This is a genomic window from Pseudoalteromonas galatheae (assembly GCF_005886105.2).
Lineage (GTDB): Bacteria > Pseudomonadota > Gammaproteobacteria > Enterobacterales > Alteromonadaceae > Pseudoalteromonas > Pseudoalteromonas galatheae.
On sequence record NZ_PNCO02000001.1, the window covers coordinates 3,635,818 to 3,654,325 of the forward strand.

The following is an 18,508-nucleotide window of genomic DNA, read 5'->3' on the forward strand; positions in this document are numbered from 1 at the left end:
ACTTATCCCTAACTCTACAGAGCCCTTACCGTTCGTTTCTGGTCGTCATTGCGCCTTGCTAAGTTGGCGTTTACCCCAAGCACAATGCCCTTATAATTATTCGTGAGTACCAAAGTAGAAGGTACTGTTCCGATGTATTCAGCTTCAACTTCCACCGCCACCTCGTGATTGACGTAGTGGCAGCAAAGTGACTTGATGGCACTTAACAACGCCACCTGTTCTGCTTCCTGTTTCTCTAACTTTGAAAAAACCATCGCATCATCAAAGCTAACCGTTACCGTTAAGGTTCTACCTAACTGGGCAAATTGTTTACCCAGCACAGCCCCTCTACCAAGCTGACAAGCGCTTAAACAACTTCTTGCGGCTGGGGGAATTTCCTTCACCTCGATGTCACTCATCGCTAACCGAATAGGATGAGGGAAATAATGCTTAAGCAAGCGCTGAAGATTACTCAAAGAGTAATGCTCAGCCCTCGTAATCAAAGTCGCCGGGATCATCGATAGTGTTTCGTAGTTTTCGGTTAGCGAGCTGAAGTAACTTTGCAATAATTGACGCTGTTGCTGCTCTGTTGTCGTGGCCTCGGCGCGAAACACCTTAGATGCAAATGCTTTGAGTTCTAAAGATTGATGAACAAAAGTGTTGTCGAAAATGGCCAAAAACCTGAGGTACGCGCGATTATTACGTAAGTAAGCCTCTTTCAACCAATCCAGGATGAAATGAGGTAACCCGCCTCGCTCACCAAATAACGTTGCCTCATTGCTATCGACCACAAAGTGCTGATCAGCCAGTTCTTGGTAGTCGATTTTTCGCTTACCATACGTGTCTGAAAACAAGTGCTGTTTAAAGCTGATTTTTTTTGCCCCAGCGACTCTCAGTAAGCGCGTAAAATGAAGTACCGACGATACTTTGCTAAATAAGCGTTTCGTTAACTGCATACGCGCGCTCCTAACTGTGCTTCAAAGCGCTTTGCTGGCCAGTTGTAACTGGTGTACTCCACGGTTAGCTGACTGCAGCGATCAAATGGTGTTTGCGCCGCTAAAAAGTCATTGAGTAGCTCAGCAAACAACGAAAAATCCGCGTTTAACTCTGAGTTATCTAATGTCAATGTCAGCGACATCCCCGGGACAAAGATCATGCGATTTTCAACCAAAAACGGGGCATTCATTTTTTTTGCCGTAACATCATAAATTGAATTGAGCTCTTGATGTGTGGCATTAGCATTAACAAACAATTTTAAGAAGCCAATCAAGGTAGCCTTCGCGTCTTGTGCCTGTAACAGCTGAGATAAATTAAAGGACATCAGCTTGAGCAAACTCCAATAATTTTTCTCGTCCGTCACCATGCTACTGGGTTGAATCGTCACGCCACCGACTTCAAACTCCCCAGCTAGCGCTTCTTCTGTATTTACAACGATTTGATTACCAACATGGATTTTGTTGGCTAACTGCGCATCGTAACAGCTGATCTCTGCAAATGCGGTGAACCCATTGGGGTAAGCCTTGGTTGCCTTATTGATTGGCAACACCAAGTGCTTCACCTCATCCAAAGAAGTGGCCTTATCTGCTGCTTCAATATGGCCTAATTTGTTGCTCTGTGACCAATATAGTTGCGATTGAAAATCAACAGTTTGCGTGCCGACCACAGGTGGAATTTCCTTTTGACCGGCCGAAGTTACGACGTAAACCTTATCGATTGAATAAATCTGAATATGACGCTGACTGGCGTCTGCAATAACAGGATACGATAGCTCTTGATAGTTGACTCTCACCGGTTCCGAAGATTGATGAAATAAGTTACTAAAGAGTGTCTTATTTATTTTGACCGAGAGGTTTTTCTCTTCAAGTAACACTGCGCCCAACTCATTTAAATAAAAGTCGATGTAAACACTTTTGCCATGCGCGACATTTATCTTATGAGGGTTTTTCAAGATGAAAAACTGCCGTTTAGCAGGGATTGAGAAATACTCTTTGAGCTTAAAATAAACCGGAATTTCATTGCTTTTGATTGGTGAGATAAGAAAATCATTATCCGCGAGCAAAGGGTGAAAATTGTGTTCACCGATATCATAGGCAAACTCATCATCCGCCACGCTAATAGCCACTTTCTTCACCGCTTGGTTGATAATGTCGGCAACGTTTCGGCCTATCGACTCATTACTAAAATGCAGCTGGATTGGTTGCGTCAGCGCCTGCTGAACATCAACATCACCACTTAGCGGTGATAGTTCGACGCGCAGACAATAAGGTGCCTCTTTGCTATCAAAGTTTTCAGGGATAGCATGTTGAAACGGCGTTTGCTCCAACTTAAAACGAGAAACGGTCATCGGCGTAAAGGTGACGGGCAGAGAATTACACAACTTCACGGTTGTGTTGTCATCGCCTTTATTAATGACATCAAGCTCAACCTCTACCTGTTTATCCAAAAACACAGGCTTATTAAAGTCATCCGCATTAGGTTGAAAATGCGCTTGCACCACCATAGGCAGTGATTTGAATAAATTTGGGGAGACAATATCAGCAAACTCTTCCACATGACGTGTACGTAGGGCATCTATTTCCATCGCATTTTTCGCTGCCACCCATGCGAAACTGTCGATGAGGCGGGTTACGTTCGGGTCTTCTTGCCCCTTGTCATTGAGGTTAATATGCTCAGCTTCTCTACGAAAACGCTTACGGAACCCCTCAAGGCCATAACGAATGCTCGCTAATTCATCTTCAAAGTGCTTTAACATGCGGCTAATCATATTGGCTCTCGTTTTCTATCAACACAGTGAGGCGGGTTAAGTCGATGTCCGTATCAAACTGCAATAACTCTTCTTTTCCCTCAAACGACAACATCGCGGAAACCTCGAAACGCATCGTATTAGTGATATGCTTTTCTTCATCTTGCGCTAAATAATTGACCTCAACACTGTGTAACCTTGGCTCAAATTGGCTAATTTTATTTTTGATCCGCATCGCTATTTGCTCACCGCTATTGAGCCGACTAAATAGCGCGATATCTTCGAGGCCAAAGCAGATACTCGATTGGTTCACCAGCTCACTCTCATTGTCGTGTAAAAATGCCGCCTCGGTTTTTAAAATAAGGCCAATATTGTGGTGGATGGACTGCACCACTTCGTTACCTTGATCGACCGATACGTCTTCTCTATCCATGTAAAACGCACTAAAAAAGCTCATCGCTCCACCGTCGTTGATAAACTTACTGTACTTGCCACTCTGTCGAATTGATATTGCGGCACAAGGTCAACATGACAGCCATAACGTTTAAATTCGCCGGGCTCTTCAACAACGCTGACTTTCGCAGATTTGAGTGGCATTTTCGCTAGCGTCATTTCATCAGAAACAATTGAGTTCGAGCAGTATTGTTCAAGCCAATGGGTAAGCCTATTTTCACAATCATGCGCTTCCATTGACGAGCCAATCATCTCCCTAAGTTGTACTTTGAGATAATGTGCTATTCGGCTGACCATCAATGTGGTTTGGAGCAGGTAGCGATTTTCGGTGTCATTTTCCACTTTGATTGAGCTATTCGATTGAAAAAAGTATCTTTCATTTAAAGGGTTATGAAAAATAGGGATCAAACCAAGCTGAGAAATAAAGGCAGCATTACTCGCTGAGATACGAGTTTTAAAAACCACCGGCAGGTCATCTTTCTTTGCGCCATAGTAGCTAATAGCACTGCCACCAGAGCCGTCTAGCTTGCGAGATTTCAAAAAGCCAAACCAGCGCACGCGATTGAACTCAATCATCACGTTTTTCAAAAAGGTTGTGGCTGTGTTTCCCCAGCGAAAATTGTCATCGGCTTCTTCGTCGAACACAAACCCCGCAGGATGAAATCGGTAAATACGGCGATAACCTATTTTATTGAAAACGAGACCAATAAAGTGACTATTGTCTTTAGCCCGCAAGCGATGCCAGCTCTCAAAATCGTGCGCCGCCAACACCCGCTTGATCTTCGCGGTATCACATAAAAAAGACTCTCCTATCGCCCCGAGGAAAGCTTCATCAGCATCCAAGACGATAGGACAGAGGCTTTTCTCTCCCAATTCAGCAAGTAACTCTAACGTGTAAATATCGTCAAATTCATTGGCATAATCGATATCAAGGCTAATGTTGTGATCTATCACAACCAATCCATAAGGCTCTCCCCCCATCGTATTGAACTCTCGATTCGCAATGAGGTTGTATAATTTAGCCTGTTTGACTGATGGAGAAATATTGAGATCTTGGGAAATTTCTGACCAAGCAATATTTAAGATTTTTACTCGGACGGTTTTATAGTTGACCGGTAAATTAACTAATTCATGTAATGCCCGCCAGCGCGCCTCTAATGCCGTAAATTTGCGGTGGGCCATAACCAAAGACAACTGCTCACTGATCAAACGGTCAATATCAGCAATTAGGTGCTTTACCAGCGCAACATTGTTTGAATGGTGTTCAGTCCTAGACATGAGGAATAGTGTTCCAGCGATCAGTCGGTTAATACGCAGAAGTGAAACGAGGTATCGCATACCTCGCTTCACTGAGTGTTTTTAACGCTTGAATTAGGCGTTGTAAACTTAGCCCGGTAGGCTTGCAACCATACGCACAGAAGTTGTTAGTTCTTCCATTTGTAGCCAAGGACGTAAATGCGCAACTGCCGAGTAAGCACCAGGACGGCCTGGTTGCTCAATCACTGAGATTTGTGCTTCAGCAAGTGGGGTTTTTGCACGCTCTGCATTACCCATCGCACCTGAGTTTGTGTACATTGCAATCCACTCACTCATTTCCTTCTGGATATCAGCCGCTTCCATATTAGAACCAATATTGTCACGACCCATTACTTTGAGATAATGCGCAATGCGACTACTCGCCATGATATACGGCAAACGCGCTGAGATTGCAGCATTCGCTGTCGCATCCGGATCGGTATACTCTTTAGGTTTTTGCGTTGTTTGCCCGCCTAAGAACACAGCATAATCGGTGTTCTTATAGTGAACTAACGGAAGGAAACCTAAATCACTCAGTTCTTTCTCGCGCTCATCCGTTAAGTTAACTTCAGTCGGACACTGCTGCGTGATATCACCAGAATCAGTTAGATAAGTTAGGTTAGGCAAAGCTTCTACTTTACCGCCATTGTCCATACCACGGATCGCAGTACACCAACCGTATGCTTCAAAAGCTTGGTTCATTTTCAGCGCCATTTCATACGCAGCATTAGACCAAACGATCTCGTCATTGCTCGCTGGTTTTGGATTGCCTGCGGTATCTGTCGCTAGCTCTTCAAACTCAAATGATTTGATTTTTTTGCCTTTACCGCCGTACGGTAAACGCGCCATCGTACGAGGCATAGTTAATGCCACATAACGTGCATCATCGCTTTCTCTAAATGAGTTCCAAGACGCATAGCTTGGCGAGTCAAATGCCGGCGCGATTGGCTTTCCTTCACTAAATGTTGAGAAGCTACTTAATTCGAACATTTCAGGCGCTGCTGCTGCGATAAATGGTGCATGACTGGCTGCAGCCACTTCACCCATGTAACGCAAAAGCGCAACGTCTTCATCTTTTTGAGAAAACTCGTAATCACCTAAAATTAGGCCGTAAGGTTCACCGCCTGCAGTGCCATATTCATGCTGATATAGCGTATTGAATAGCGGACTGCGGTCGACTGCCGGTGCGTCTTCAAACTGCTCAAGTAACTCATCTTTTGTGATATTGAGTAACTTCACCTTTTGAGATGTACCCAGTGCACTGTTGCGGATAAGTTTTTGCAAACCTAACCACGAACCTTCTAACTCTTGAAAGCTATCTTGTTGCATAATTGCTGAAAGCTGTTGGGACATTTTCTTATCAATTTCAGCCACCGCATTCGCGATGGTATCTGTTAAGTTTTTATCCCAAGTCACTGTGCCTGACATCGCTTCTTTGGTTAAAGAAGTAAGTAGCTCTTTGGTTCTGTCTGGCGCAGTTTGACTTGTCGCACTGATTGCACGGTCTAAAAACGAACCGCTTTCACCAGCTGCACCACCATCTTGCTGTAATTCTTCAGACATTATTCCTCTCCTTTAACGCCAAGTTCATCAGACAGCGCGCTCAAAGAGTCTGCGCTTTGTAGAATGTCTTTTAGTAACTTTTCAAAGTCACGAGAGCGATCTGCTTTGCTCAGCAATTCATTCAGCTGATTACGCGTTTCAAGTAGCTTTTTCAAAGGCTCAATACGTTGAACCAACGCATCGGGCTCAAAGTCTTTCATTGAGTCAAAATCTAAATTAACTTCAAACTGACTGTCATCAGCTTCAATCACATTGTCGACTTTTAATGTCAATGAAGGTTGGATACGGCCCAGTACGTCATCAAAGTTGTCTTGATCTACTTGAATAAATTCACGATCTTCAACTTCTTTTGGGTCTTCTCTGTCTCCAGAGAAATTACCGAGTACCGCTGATACAAACGGCAGCTCTTTTTTCTCAGTTGCGCCATTAGTTTCAACATCGTAGGTAATACTTACGCGGTTTTTACTAACGCGCTTATGTTGCGAATTAAGTGCCATAGTGATTTACCTTACTTAAGATCTGCAGCAGAAGTAAGCTGGTTAGTCGTTGCATCATATTTAACAGATGCTGCTTTCTCTAGCTTACCGCCCTCATCCTCAACGAAGAAGATTTGCTCAATTTTAGTATAAGTAAGCGAGAATGACTCAGATGGCTGACCACCATCACTGCCAGAGATACTAAAGTTCGCCATACGTGCTTCTTCTAGAGAAATAACGTAGTAAGGTACAATTCCTTTACCATCACGAGATGGCTTAGTCATTACTAGCTCAACGGTTTTACCGTCTGCACCTGGCTGGAATAAATAGGTAAGTAGGTACGGTGTTGCACCGTCATAGCTCTTTGAGATACTGATCTCGCCAAGTGCTACCATACCGTTATCTTGGTTGTTTGCATTACCAATATCTACAGAAACGCCACGCATAGCGCCCCAAGATAGGCTATCTACCGCAAACCAACCTTTTTTGCTGTTTAAATCGGCAACTGTTGCAGCCCCTTTGATGCTGTCATTGCCGTCGATTCTCATGAAAATTGACGCCATTTGTATTCTCCATAGCTATGTTATTTTTCCCTACAAAGTGTAGGCATAAATTTAATCTTTATTAATTACCAGAGTGGCCCTGACGAGGAACTATCTTTGGTTACAGGCTTAACTTCTGGTACTGGCTCTGCGTCTGTTTGAATCGGTTGCACTACTTCGGGCACTACCGTTTCTACAACCGCGGGGTTCGGACTAGATACTGCTACACTCTCTTCCGACAACAACTCGCCTAAGTCATTGTCAACGCCTGTTAACTTGCTTATCTCGGCAAGCGCAGGTGAATCTTTTGCAATCAATTCTCCCATCAAATCAGAGAATGACATGTTGCCCCAACGTATGGCTCTGGCGAGCAAATAGGGAATGGGGCTATGCGGCTCCGTCTTCTTAAAGAAAACCGCAATTTTATTTAAGTCTTCCAGTGCATGCTCACGGGTATACGCCGCTTTGGCAATCACAGGCTGGGTGATGGTCGCTTCTGCGACAGCTGCACTTACCGTGGCTTGTGGTTGTGGCGCGGGCTCTTTACTTGCTTCAACAACCACTTGATTCTCTTCCTTTTGTACCAAAACTTCAGTTGCTTCTTGTTGTTTTACAACATCGGGAAAGAAGTGTTGGTACATCAGCTTAATTTGCTTTATCGCATCGCGAACAAAACGAAAACCGAGCAATGCAAGTCCGTGCTTATTGCGGTATCCGTTAACGAATAAATCAATCTCTTTAAGCTTGTTTTCAATCTCACTCAAGATATCAAAGCGTGAGACCAGCTCTGTTTTTCTGGATTGTAAAACCGCGGAAAACTCAGCTTTTTTGGCTTCGAGACTACCGTCTTTCTGAGCCGAAACATAATCACTGAAGGTGTAGTCATCAATAAACGGATAGCGCATTAGTGGCACATTTAACAGCCCTGAACTTGGGCTATCGCCCGTCAATTGTTCAAGCGGTTTGGTTTGATTATCACAGTGTTTTTGCGCAGCTTCAGCGTCATCAAGTTTCGCTACTTTTTTTTCAGGTAGTTTAGGATGAATTGACTCACCGAGCTGTTTTAACGCAAACAAAAAGTCGTCTAACCCTGCATTAAATAAGGATAGATCTTCTTTTTTGTATGCTAGCGAGGATAACCACCACACAAAGACTTCAATATCTCGTGAGTCATTTTTTAACGTATCACCAGTCGACTGTTGCAGTTGATACCAATCCTCGGCGTTTTGGCGCTGAAGTTCTTGGTCTTGCGCTGACGATGGTGTTTCTAGCAGCTTACGTAGGCTAGATTGCGCAATATTGAGTAAATTACGTAGTTCCCGAAACTTTGTTCGCTCTTCTTTAAGGAATATACCGGCATCAAGCTCAGCATTTGGAGAAAAAAGTAACATAGGCGGCTAATTTAAACCCTATACGCATTATTATTTATTCTTCATTCCATTGTGGAGCAGAATGATCCAAAGTCAAGATATTAATACCTTGTTAAATTATAGGGTTAGATCAAAAAACCGTTAATCCACACAGGAAAAACCGTTATTTTTGCTACAAGCACCAATGTGAACAGCCCTAAATAACGAGAAAATATCAAGAAACTATGGACAAAAAATGAATTTAGTCAGAGTTTTTGCCATTTTTCAAAAAAAGTAAAAAACACTTTAATTATAGTTTTTTAACTTTGATTCAACTTTTACATTCCACTATAGTTGCGCCAATTGGCGTCATACAAAGAGGTTTAAATGAAAGACAATTTCATCAGGGATGGCATTAGAGGCAACTTAGTTGTTAAAGACTTTGTGCCTGCCACAAAAATCGGCAAGTTTGATCTCAAAGTAGAACCACACAAAAAGAAAATCACCGTAATTGTTAAAATCTTTTATCGATTTATCGACAACACCGAAGATCAACTCTCGTGGTCAATGCATGAAAAAAATGAGTTTAAACGTAATGCAAGACGCGTAATTTTAGAAAAGTGGAAAAACAATTATAAGATCCGCTGTACCAAGCAGAACTGGGAAGAATTTGTGATGGACATTAACTTTGTCATTGCAGAGGTGAACAACTCAGCGTACTGTCGTTATGTCGTAGAAGTAAAAAAGCTTGCGCGGTATAAGTCTAGCGGCGGCATCAATCATGGCGTGGTTCCACATGTCTGCGATGTCAACAATTTTGCCAATGAAATTGACATCACCAAAAACCAAGAGCGGATCTTCAATTACAAAGAGGGTTTGCTGCGCTCAGGATTGAGGGGGTTGCTACCTGCGGGCGATGGCGACTATATTACTTTTTCATCGGATCAACGTATTCTAACCAGCGACATGAAGAGCTACTTAGACCGTTTTTTAACGATTGTAAGAGCACGCAGAACGCCCGATGTACTTGGTATTAAAGCTTATATTATTGGTCTCAAAGGTAAAAATGACAGCACCTTTACGTACAATTTAGAATCACGCCGAGCAAACTCTGTCGCTAATTACATTAACCAGCGCATTGTCGGCGACAACTTTGCTATTGTTGCCGACACATCACAGCAATGGGCCAAAGACGCGGTAGCCTTCTTAAAAACTCGCACTCGTAACCACACAGTTTCCGGCCAAGATGGGGGTGTACTTATTGTTATTCGCACACCCCATAATGTTGATCGCACCGTACCGCATAAATATATCGTGATGACTCATGAGTTTGGACACATGCTAGGGCTGCCTGACGAATATTTTGGTGTACACAGCAACTCCACCATGGCGAAGCTAAGGCTAGATAACGTTTGGCCAAGCACAATACGCTCACAAAGGGTAGCGACAGGGAACAAACGCCTCAGAGAGATGCAAGACGGCTTTACGCAAATGGCCACACAAGCCAATGTGTCTTTACCTAACTTGATTTTAAAGACCACCATAGTCAAACGGCCTGAGGCTGAACAAACGTATCAAGAAATACAAGACAAAAATGACCAAATCACTCGACGTAAGCAACAGTTAAAAGATACCTTTGGTCAAAATAGTTGGGCCTATAAGAAGTATAAAGACTCACATCCCAGACTTTATGCGCCCCCAAGCACAGAAGCAATTTCTAACAGCATCATGCACAGTGGCAGCGATATTCAAAAAGTGCATTTTGTGACGATTTGGTCGGCCCTGTGCAAAGCAACTGAAACGCACCTTGATGTCACTGATTGGGAGATTGTCCCTGCAGAATAAGGAAATATCAATCCTGAAGTTTGAACAAGAAAGAGGTAAGCAACTAGAACATATGCTAATTCCAATATGGGGCTTAACGGCTGTTGCTATTTAGATGTTGTGTTTGCTCACGGCAATTGAATTGCAGCTGAGTACCTAAAGCAATGGAAGGTGCGCACACTTTCCATTGCAAATAGCAAAGCTTAGAAGCTTAGCATTTTTTTAACATGACAAACTTGAGGTATTACATTTTTTTGCACCTCAAATTGTACTCTGTCGCCTTCAGAGATTGTCGCTGCGATGTTCGTTACTCTTTCAAGAATAGTAGGATCGCTGTAGCTTACAGCACCATTCATTACACAGCGGAACTTACGTCCATTAGAGTCTTGAGCATTTACAGTTAAATGGTTTTCGCTCACATTCATAGAGAAAGTGCCTGCTTGGCTGTGGTTTAACACAACTTCAGCAGTTTGGATGACCACGCTACCATAATCTACTTCTGTGATTTTTACTTCAGCAGCAGAAGCCGAACCAGCAGATACACCTAGCGCTAAAACTGTCGCACCCAAAACTTTGTTTAATACTTTCATTGTATATTAGTCCTTTATACATTTATTAAATTGAAAAGCCCTTGAAATTTAAGGCATTGCAAAACTAGCACATAACAATTTTAAATAAAACAAAACAAGTTAAAATAATTTTTAACATGTATACACAGTAAGTTTAAACTTGAATTTATATGCCCCTCGTTGAGGATAAAATCGTTTCAATATGCTCTCTATCTTCTCTACCAAAAAATCATGTGAGCAATATTTAGTGAACAATAAGACAAGCTAAATCATTGAATACAAATGACTTGCTAAGCGATAATAACCGTGTCGTACAAATTAAAAGGAAACATTTATGACCATTAGGGGTATCGCTGATATACAAACTTACTTTGCGCAAGGTAATTTTGAGTACTTAAAAGACCATCATGCGAGTCATTGGTTTGGTTGCGACAATTTTGAAGAACACCATGAAATGATAATACGCCTAAGAGCCGAAGGGGTAATAACCGATAGTGATATTTATCTAAACTTTATAAAGATACAGGATGCACCAGAGTTAGATGAACAGCCTAACGGTGGCAAACTAGGCAAAGTATTTACGCTGCTAAATCAATTTCCGCGTGATGGCAGCCTCGTCATTGAAAACAGCGAACATATTTGGCGTTTAGCCAACGACTATTCTCTACCATTAATCGCTGCATTTATAGAGTCTGGCGTTCAGCTAGATCACAACGCCTTATTAGCCACAACCTTTGCAGGCGAACACGATACTGAATTTAAGTTGTTTACTCTGCTGATTTCACAATTCCCTGACTTTTCACAACAAGCACTCAGTGCTACTTGCGCAACTGTGCTGTATTGCCTTCAACATAACCCTGAAGAAACCCAATACATAGCAGTGATCCAAACTCTTCTTGAGCGCGGTGCCAACCTCAACACATGCTTCAACAACGACACTAATTGGTCATCTTGGCACACCGATTATCGCAGCCTGTTTGGTGCTTTTTTACAATGTAATCCAGCGCTTTTATTAGCCTTACCAGAGATCGCTAAAGACTATATTCCCACCCCAGAACTCCTTCGCGCGATCGATTGGAACTTCTTAGTCTGTGAAGGGGAGTTTGAACAAGCACATGCAGACACTATTACCGCATTAATAGCCCGCGGCGCTGTATTTCCCGTTGCCGATATAATCGAAGCACTAGAAGAAAACGGCTACCACCGATATGTGGCTGAGCTGAATGCTTATGAGAAATAATCAATAGGTGAGTGAGAACTCACCATTAGTTTAATAGAAGCGAATAAATAACAGTGGGTGATGAGATGGACGCTCCCAAATCGGCGTCAATGCGCCAAACTGATAGTTGCAAACACAGTTATTAGGAGAGTCCATCATGAATAACGTTAGCACGCTTTCAATTGATCTAGCAAAAAATGTATTCCAACTTTTATCGTTTGATAAGCAAGGTAATAAATGTTTTTCCAGAAGGTTAGATAGAGCAAAGCTCTTGCAAACATTGACCCAATTACCTGCTTGTAATGTTGTTATGGAATCATGCTCAACGTCTCATTATTGGGGGCGCTGCTGCTTACAAGCTGGGCACCAAGTTCAGCTTATCCCTGCGCAACATGTTACCCCTTTTGTCCGTGGCAATAAAAACGATAAAAATGATTGTATGGCGATTTATGAAGCGAGCCTTCGACCTAACATTCGCTTTGTTCCTGTAAAAACAGAGCATCAACAAGCAATCCTAGCACTACATCGTTATCGGGAACGGCTCATACATAATCGAACTGCCTGCATCAACCAAACATGTGGTTTGTTACTTGAATTTGGCATCGTCATCAAGAAGAGCTTAAAGTCTTTTCGTGCAACCATTGCTGATCTGCTCAACCGTAATTTACATGGAGCTTTAAATCTACTCCTCAGAGACGTTTATGAAGAAATGCAAAAGTTAGACGCCAATATTAAAAATGTAGAGGCACAATTTAAGCAGTTTAATGAACAGAGCCAAGCTGCTCAAATTATCCAATCCATCCCCGGAATTGGGATTATCAACGCATCGGCATTGAGTGCCACAATAGATAAAGGGCAAGCATTTTCTAATAAAAAGGAGTTGGCTGTGTGGCTTGGGATCACACCACGTCAATATGCTTCGGGTGAAACCAAGAAGATGGGAGGGATCACCAAACGAGGTGATCGTTATCTAAGAAAACAACTCATTCATGGTGCCCGTACAGTGGTCAATCATGCGCACAAAAAGCAGGATGATTTAAACAAATGGATCAACGCATTGGTAGAACGTCGCGGTAAAAATAAAGCGGTGGTGGCCACGGCCCACCGATTGGCTCGCTTAATGTGGATATTGCTACAAAGAAATGAACCTTATAAAGCCCAATATACACAAAGTGAGGCGCAATCATGACTCAAATTATGGCTATTAAGGAGCCCGGTCGTGACAAGGGCCTCGAGCCCGAGTGGGTGTTTATGAGCCCTTGATAGCCATATTCTCATTGCTGTAAACATAACGATGAACAAAAGGTCAAACCTACCTAGTTAAACCCGTTATAGGCAAGGCATTCAATGCCGCGTGGGTGTATTCTACTTTTTGGGTGGCTAGGTTCGAAACTCATTAGGGGCGCTGAAAGTCAGTTAAGCCCGAATATATGTCAGAGCAGCACCTTATTTAGGGTGACTCAAAGTGACTGTTTATCAATACATACAAATAGTAAATGAGAGATAAATAAAAGAAGCAACAAGGCTGTTAAAACAACCTTGTTGGATGAGTATTACTTGACAGCAGCAGAGCGTCCATATATGTCTGTGTAAGTAACATGTGTAAGTAACAAGGCTGTTAAAACAACCTTGTTGGATGAGTATTACTTGACAGCAGCAGAACGTCCATATAAATCAGTGTTGTTTTTTCACTTTCAGTTCGCTCAACCCTGCTTGGAAAGTCTCGTTATCAGGGTTGAAGTGTAAACCTAACTGATAAAACGTTATCGCTTCTTGTTTTCGCCCTTCGTCTCGGGCATGGGTAGCAAGCCTTTCAAACGTCGCTGCTCGCGTTAATAGCGTATTCGGGTATGCTGCGACCCAGCTTTTATATGCATTTAAGCCTACTTTATATCCGCCGTTCCTAGCATGCACAAAAGGAGGTTGGATGTCCTTGGTAATACGTGTGAGCGCAGTTTCAGGTTGGTCAGCATCTTTGTGAAAAAATGCGATATTGCCTTTGTATAAGCCAATCTCGGCACTAACAAACTGATCTATTCGATAACGGCCATTCTCTGTTGGTAAGAGCTCGTATGGCATTCTAGTACCAAATGAGTTATCTAAAAGTAACCTTCCACTTTTTACAAAGACGGTAACTGTTTCATTAAACGGCGAAAAAAAGCCTCTATTGATATTGTAATAATGCCCCACCATATCCGAATGCTGAGATTTATTTGACGCAATTTTAGCGCCATTGATTTCTCGTCTCCAGTTGCGCTCACTAATTATGGAGCTAATTACGGATTCAATAACAGGGATACGGCTTTTGTGTGCTCCGTTGCCAAAAATGATAATTGCTTGCCCTCCCTCCATCGTCGCCATCACTTGTCCGCCAAACCCCGACCCGTAGCCTGAATGAGAAAACCACTCGAGGTTTCCGTCAGCCATATACCTCATCCAACCCAATCCCCATCCACCGGCCTTTTTTAGTGTCTGAATTTTAGTTGTTTCTCTTGCAACTTTTGATGAAATTACTGTTCCAGACTCGTGCCGTAAAGCACGTTGAAAATCAATTATCAGTTTTGCCATATCTGTCGGAGTCGTCCACATCCCCGCAGCAGCCACTTGCGGATAGATAGGAAGCCCTGTCCCACCGGCAAGTGTACCGTCAAAATTGTGCGCTTTTGCGACATTCTTTGGGAAATTTGGACTACCGTATTGCTGCAAGGTGCTATTGGTCATTCCAATTGGCTCAAAAATCATATCCTGCGCTATCTGAGCTATGGGTTGCCCTACCACATCCTCAATAACCATCTGCGCAATAACAAAACCGCCTCCGCTATAGCTAAAGCGGCTTCCAGGAGGGGATTGAACAGTAATAGGGTCCGCAGGTTTCTTTAATTTTTTACCGTTTAAACTTTCAACCAGAGTAGGTATATCATCTCCCGTAAAATAAGCAGAATACCCGCTTTGATTCACCCCACCGCTATGGCTGAGCAAGTGGCGTAACGTAACGGGTTGTTCGGTTGTATATTTGTTTTCAGGGAGTTTCCACCTCCGCAGATAATTGTTTACAGGCACATCTAAATTCAGTCTGTTTTGTTCCGATAATTGAGTTGCAATAATGGCAGTTATCACTTTAGAAATAGAAGCTGCGCCAAAAGCGGTATGCTGATTTATGTCCGCTTCAGCACCATATTCCTTTTTCCCATACGAGCCAATAAATGCCACTTCGTAATTCTCCACTACCGCAACACTTAGCCCGGGCAAATTGTGCTGCTTGAGTAATGCTTCGAAGTCCGCGTTCGCGAAATTAACAGGTTGCTTTGCTGATGCCGCAACTGAAAACAAAGCAAACAATAAAAATAAACACCTTAAAAGCTTCATAAAACTGCTTTTCCTCTTAATAAATGTGCAGACCGCAGTGGTTGTGCTGTCATGTGTCTGAAAGTTATATAGAATGTGCGTTTGAATATATCTACGAAATTCCTTTTTGCTCGCTTTTTTATGCTAACGGTCGGTTTTTTTATGCTAACGGTAGGGTTTTTTCAGGGTGTCACCTGTCTTTTTTCCAGACATGCTTCAATTTGTGCTGGCCACGTTTTACGCTTTTGTGTGCTGATAAGTCTCTTTTATTCAATAATGGTAAACGCCACCTCTACCGTTCATATCTCATCAGTATCTGTTTGTCAGGATGTATCTAAAAATACACAGGGAACACTGACAAAAGTCGAAAACTGTAGATCGGTGTCAATCAATCAGGTCAACCCAAAGCAATCATTAGTTTGGATACAAGTTCATTTCGATGTGGCAAACGCAGGGCAACCTAGGGGGCGCCCTCTTGGACTGGTTTTGTCAGCCGAAGCATCTACGACGGTTTATCTTAATGGAGTAAAGATCGGCCGCAATGGCTCGCCAGCTGAGGAAGCAAAAAATGAAGTTGCCGGCCGCATAGATAAAAGCTTCTATTTACCCGACAGCCTCCTGATAAAACAACATAATACTTTAGTCATCGAACTATCTTCACATAACAGGCTATTGCAGATTGATCCACCTATACAAAGGTTGCTTATCACCGATTATCAAACGCCCAAGGACTACCTTGCAAACCACTACCTACCTGTATTTATCCCGCTTGGTATTTTAATTATCGGTTTTACCTATTCATCTGTATTAGCCTTGCAAAGTAATAACACCAAGCAAAATCTATTCATCCCTGTTGCATCGCTTTTCGCAGTTATCCAATTAATTGCTGAAGTATCACGCGGATTGTTTGATTATAGTTACCCATACAATGGGATCAGGATGCTAACTATTCTTTGCTCAAGCTTAATAGTTTCATTCTTTTTATTGAGTTATGTATGTAAACGCTTTTTAACAAAAAGGAGAAAAACAGCCTTAACCGTTGCTTGTATAACAACCCTCATATTTGTCTTGTTACTGGATCATTTTGAATCAAAAACGCTTGCATCAGTACTGCTCCCTATGGGAATAGGCACATTAATTACCGGGTATGCTGCGATACAGAAAGCCCGCAACGCGCTGTCACATAGCGTTGCACTGTTTGCGTTTGTTCTATTGACTGCAAGTAGCCCAAACCAGTTTTTAGATATTTATTACTACTATTGCATTGCTTTGCTTTTCGTCTTCTTTTTTGCTCAACATGCTACCGATTATAAGAAAGAGCAGGAAAAAAAGCGGTTTGAGCAAGATCGGGCAGATCGATTACAGCGCATATTGGACGAACATAAAGAACGGGAGCAACCAACTAAAATAAAAATCAACCATGCTGGAAAAACAGACTTTATATCTTGCGAAGAAATTTGTTTTTGTAAGGGGGCGAGAGATTATGTTGAGCTGGTTATAAATAATAGGGGAAGTGTATTGCACCACAACAGCTTGTCTGAACTCGAAAGTACACTTCCTGCCACTTTTTTACGGGTTCATCGCTCGTATATAGTGAATACTCAGTTCATAACATCCTTATCCAGAAGCGCATCAGGAACTGGCATTTTACATTTATCGACAGGTGACGAAGTCCCTGTTAGTCGCAGGATCATGCCCAAAGTTCGCGACGCATTAGGTTAGACGGCTATCCAAATTAGACACTATTAGGCAAAAAAGCCGTTGCAATTAGTGTGTGACTTAGGAATATAGCTTCATCTAAGTCACAAAAAAATGTAGGAGATGAATAAAGTTTTATACTAATTGCTACTATCAAGTCCGAATCAAGCTACAACTGAGTATTAAAGTATCATACTCGTTGTGGGACAAAAACGAGCTAGGTCGTCAGCTGTATTAGATGAATTTCATATAAAAATTTCTATGTGCTACTAATGATCAATTAAGGGGGAGCAACGCTTCCAACCAAACCTAAAGCATTGTGCCATAAACACTAAATTTGAAGTAGAAACAAAAATGCCGAGCGTTGTGAATCCCTCTTAAATTGCTTGTTAGTATTATTTTCCCAAGGCCTTCTCAATGTTTTCTCTGTATAAAACTGTCTGATCATTTTCATAAAGCTCATTTGCAATTAGTTTTAAACCAGAGGCTATCTCAGTGATATCGAAAGGGGCATTTTTTCTCTTACCCTTAAACGAATACAGATAATGAATACCATCTTTGTAAAGAATCCTGTCAAACCTTTCAAAGTTTGCATAAGAACCTTTTTCATTCATTGTAATGACTAGGCTACCTTCCAAATATGGAAGTTCGTTTGCCTTACATTTATATGTAGATAGTCGATAACTTTCTTTTGACTCAACTTCTGGTTCTTTGCCTTCAATGAGTATAAATGCTTGTTCATATGTCTCAGGTTCTATATCACTGTCCCAGATAAACAAAGGAATTGCTTGATTATGATCGTCTGCAAGCCATGTTTGAAGGTTAGATTTTATATTACCTGCTTGGTTGGCCGATTGAGACTCTATAAATGACTGCCTATACAGATTGAATTTTTGGTTAAATTCTTTTGATTCACTATTTAAAACTAAAGGTTCCGACTTTAAGTTTTCCACTTTCGATATGTACTCAAGATATAGCTCTTCTGAGTCGATCCGGACAAGAGTATCTCGCTTCAAACTAACACCTAATGATGTGAAGTTAGCACTTCCGATGAGAACTATATTTGGTTCAATTAGGTATAGCTTCCAATGTGTACTCATTCCATAGCGGAAATCCATATACAGACTCAAATTTTCAGTTTTCGATTCGATAAGGTTCTCTATGTATTTCGGGGATGAGAACGAGTTAATTGTTCCAATAATTAGTTCTACTTTGTTTGTAGTTGCTAGATTTATTATTATTGACTCTGTACCGCTAGCAAAGGCTGAAACGATGGTTATTTTTGAGTTGTTAACACTATCAAAAAGCTGTTCTAAATCACTAAAGTTATCAAAAATTTTCACTATTACCCTGAACTATAGATAATGCTAACGCCGCCATAAACGGCAGAAAATAGCTGGCTAAAATTAGCGAGTGATGCACTTCGGAGTTGAATTCGCGCGTAGGAGCACA

15 protein-coding genes are annotated in these 18,508 nt (G+C 41.9%); 4 read left to right on the top strand and 11 right to left on the bottom strand.

Annotated elements, in window-relative coordinates; all coding sequences use genetic code 11:
* Positions 1–14 precede the first annotated feature (14 nt).
* From CWC29_RS16205 to CWC29_RS16240, 8 genes are all read right to left on the bottom strand, one after another.
* Positions 15–935 carry a type VI secretion system baseplate subunit TssG gene (locus CWC29_RS16205; RefSeq protein ID WP_138522499.1) on the bottom strand — a complete coding sequence of 307 codons (921 nt, stop codon included), beginning with the start codon at positions 933–935 and terminating at the stop codon, positions 15–17.
* On the bottom strand, positions 926–2,743 hold the full coding sequence (locus CWC29_RS16210; RefSeq protein WP_128727251.1) for a type VI secretion system baseplate subunit TssF: 1,818 nt from the start codon (positions 2,741–2,743) through the stop codon (positions 926–928). Before CWC29_RS16210 ends, CWC29_RS16205 begins: the two co-directional genes overlap by 10 nt.
* A complete protein-coding gene (gene tssE / locus CWC29_RS16215; RefSeq protein ID WP_128727250.1) occupies positions 2,736–3,179 on the bottom strand; it encodes a type VI secretion system baseplate subunit TssE in 444 nt (147 codons plus the stop codon). Before tssE ends, CWC29_RS16210 begins: the two co-directional genes overlap by 8 nt.
* Complete coding sequence (locus tag CWC29_RS16220; RefSeq protein WP_138522501.1) at positions 3,176–4,453, bottom strand: type VI secretion system contractile sheath domain-containing protein; 1,278 nt, start codon at positions 4,451–4,453, stop codon at positions 3,176–3,178. Before CWC29_RS16220 ends, tssE begins: the two co-directional genes overlap by 4 nt.
* A 108-nt stretch (positions 4,454–4,561) precedes the next feature.
* Positions 4,562–6,034 carry a type VI secretion system contractile sheath large subunit gene (gene tssC / locus CWC29_RS16225; RefSeq protein WP_128727248.1) on the bottom strand — a complete coding sequence of 491 codons (1,473 nt, stop codon included), beginning with the start codon at positions 6,032–6,034 and terminating at the stop codon, positions 4,562–4,564.
* On the bottom strand, positions 6,034–6,531 hold the full coding sequence (gene tssB, locus CWC29_RS16230) for a type VI secretion system contractile sheath small subunit (RefSeq protein ID WP_045989242.1): 498 nt from the start codon (positions 6,529–6,531) through the stop codon (positions 6,034–6,036). Before tssB ends, tssC begins: the two co-directional genes overlap by 1 nt.
* An 11-nt stretch (positions 6,532–6,542) precedes the next feature.
* Positions 6,543–7,073, bottom strand: a complete 531-nt coding sequence (locus tag CWC29_RS16235) for an Hcp family type VI secretion system effector (protein ID WP_045989241.1) — start codon at positions 7,071–7,073, stop codon at positions 6,543–6,545.
* 65 nt (positions 7,074–7,138) lie between these two features.
* Positions 7,139–8,443 (bottom strand): type VI secretion system protein TssA, encoded by a 1,305-nt coding sequence (locus CWC29_RS16240; protein ID WP_138522503.1) that lies wholly within the window; start codon positions 8,441–8,443, stop codon positions 7,139–7,141.
* 345 nt (positions 8,444–8,788) lie between these two features.
* Here CWC29_RS16240 and CWC29_RS16245 point away from each other — a divergent pair, with 345 nt between their 5' ends.
* Complete coding sequence (locus CWC29_RS16245) at positions 8,789–10,246, top strand: hypothetical protein (RefSeq protein ID WP_128727246.1); 1,458 nt, start codon at positions 8,789–8,791, stop codon at positions 10,244–10,246.
* Between the two features lie 182 nt (positions 10,247–10,428).
* Here CWC29_RS16245 and CWC29_RS16250 read toward each other — a convergent pair whose 3' ends face one another.
* Positions 10,429–10,815 (bottom strand): hypothetical protein, encoded by a 387-nt coding sequence (locus tag CWC29_RS16250; RefSeq protein ID WP_128727245.1) that lies wholly within the window; start codon positions 10,813–10,815, stop codon positions 10,429–10,431.
* 313 nt (positions 10,816–11,128) lie between these two features.
* Here CWC29_RS16250 and CWC29_RS16255 point away from each other — a divergent pair, with 313 nt between their 5' ends.
* Both CWC29_RS16255 and CWC29_RS16260 read left to right on the top strand, forming a co-directional pair.
* Positions 11,129–12,034, top strand: a complete 906-nt coding sequence (locus CWC29_RS16255; protein ID WP_138522505.1) for a hypothetical protein — start codon at positions 11,129–11,131, stop codon at positions 12,032–12,034.
* A 136-nt stretch (positions 12,035–12,170) separates the two neighbouring features.
* Positions 12,171–13,202, top strand: a complete 1,032-nt coding sequence (locus CWC29_RS16260) for an IS110 family RNA-guided transposase (protein ID WP_138524990.1) — start codon at positions 12,171–12,173, stop codon at positions 13,200–13,202.
* 485 nt (positions 13,203–13,687) lie between these two features.
* On the opposite strand, the gene CWC29_RS16265 is transcribed toward CWC29_RS16260, so the two are convergent.
* Positions 13,688–15,379, bottom strand: coding sequence for a serine hydrolase domain-containing protein (locus CWC29_RS16265; RefSeq protein ID WP_138524962.1), 1,692 nt, complete (start codon positions 15,377–15,379; stop codon positions 13,688–13,690).
* Between the two features lie 75 nt (positions 15,380–15,454).
* On the opposite strand from CWC29_RS16265, the gene CWC29_RS16270 reads away from it, so the two are divergent.
* Positions 15,455–17,080, top strand: a complete 1,626-nt coding sequence (locus CWC29_RS16270; RefSeq protein ID WP_138524964.1) for a LytR/AlgR family response regulator transcription factor — start codon at positions 15,455–15,457, stop codon at positions 17,078–17,080.
* A gap of 371 nt (positions 17,081–17,451) precedes the next feature.
* Here the strand turns inward: CWC29_RS16270 and CWC29_RS16275 are convergent, their stop codons facing one another.
* Complete coding sequence (locus tag CWC29_RS16275; RefSeq protein WP_138524966.1) at positions 17,452–18,399, bottom strand: phospholipase D family protein; 948 nt, start codon at positions 18,397–18,399, stop codon at positions 17,452–17,454.
* Positions 18,400–18,508: the final 109 nt, after the last annotated feature.

Coding starts and splice junctions, on each gene's coding strand:
- CWC29_RS16260 (WP_138524990.1), top strand. CDS start 12,171: ATGAATAACGTTAGCACGCTTTCAATTGATCTAGCAAAAAATGTATTC.
- CWC29_RS16220 (WP_138522501.1), bottom strand. CDS start 4,453: ATGTCTAGGACTGAACACCATTCAAACAATGTTGCGCTGGTAAAGCAC.
- CWC29_RS16245 (WP_128727246.1), top strand. CDS start 8,789: ATGAAAGACAATTTCATCAGGGATGGCATTAGAGGCAACTTAGTTGTT.
- CWC29_RS16235 (WP_045989241.1), bottom strand. CDS start 7,073: ATGGCGTCAATTTTCATGAGAATCGACGGCAATGACAGCATCAAAGGG.
- tssB (WP_045989242.1), bottom strand. CDS start 6,531: ATGGCACTTAATTCGCAACATAAGCGCGTTAGTAAAAACCGCGTAAGT.
- CWC29_RS16265 (WP_138524962.1), bottom strand. CDS start 15,379: ATGAAGCTTTTAAGGTGTTTATTTTTATTGTTTGCTTTGTTTTCAGTT.
- CWC29_RS16250 (WP_128727245.1), bottom strand. CDS start 10,815: ATGAAAGTATTAAACAAAGTTTTGGGTGCGACAGTTTTAGCGCTAGGT.
- tssC (WP_128727248.1), bottom strand. CDS start 6,034: ATGTCTGAAGAATTACAGCAAGATGGTGGTGCAGCTGGTGAAAGCGGT.
- CWC29_RS16240 (WP_138522503.1), bottom strand. CDS start 8,443: ATGTTACTTTTTTCTCCAAATGCTGAGCTTGATGCCGGTATATTCCTT.
- CWC29_RS16205 (WP_138522499.1), bottom strand. CDS start 935: ATGCAGTTAACGAAACGCTTATTTAGCAAAGTATCGTCGGTACTTCAT.
- CWC29_RS16255 (WP_138522505.1), top strand. CDS start 11,129: ATGACCATTAGGGGTATCGCTGATATACAAACTTACTTTGCGCAAGGT.
- tssE (WP_128727250.1), bottom strand. CDS start 3,179: ATGAGCTTTTTTAGTGCGTTTTACATGGATAGAGAAGACGTATCGGTC.
- CWC29_RS16210 (WP_128727251.1), bottom strand. CDS start 2,743: ATGATTAGCCGCATGTTAAAGCACTTTGAAGATGAATTAGCGAGCATT.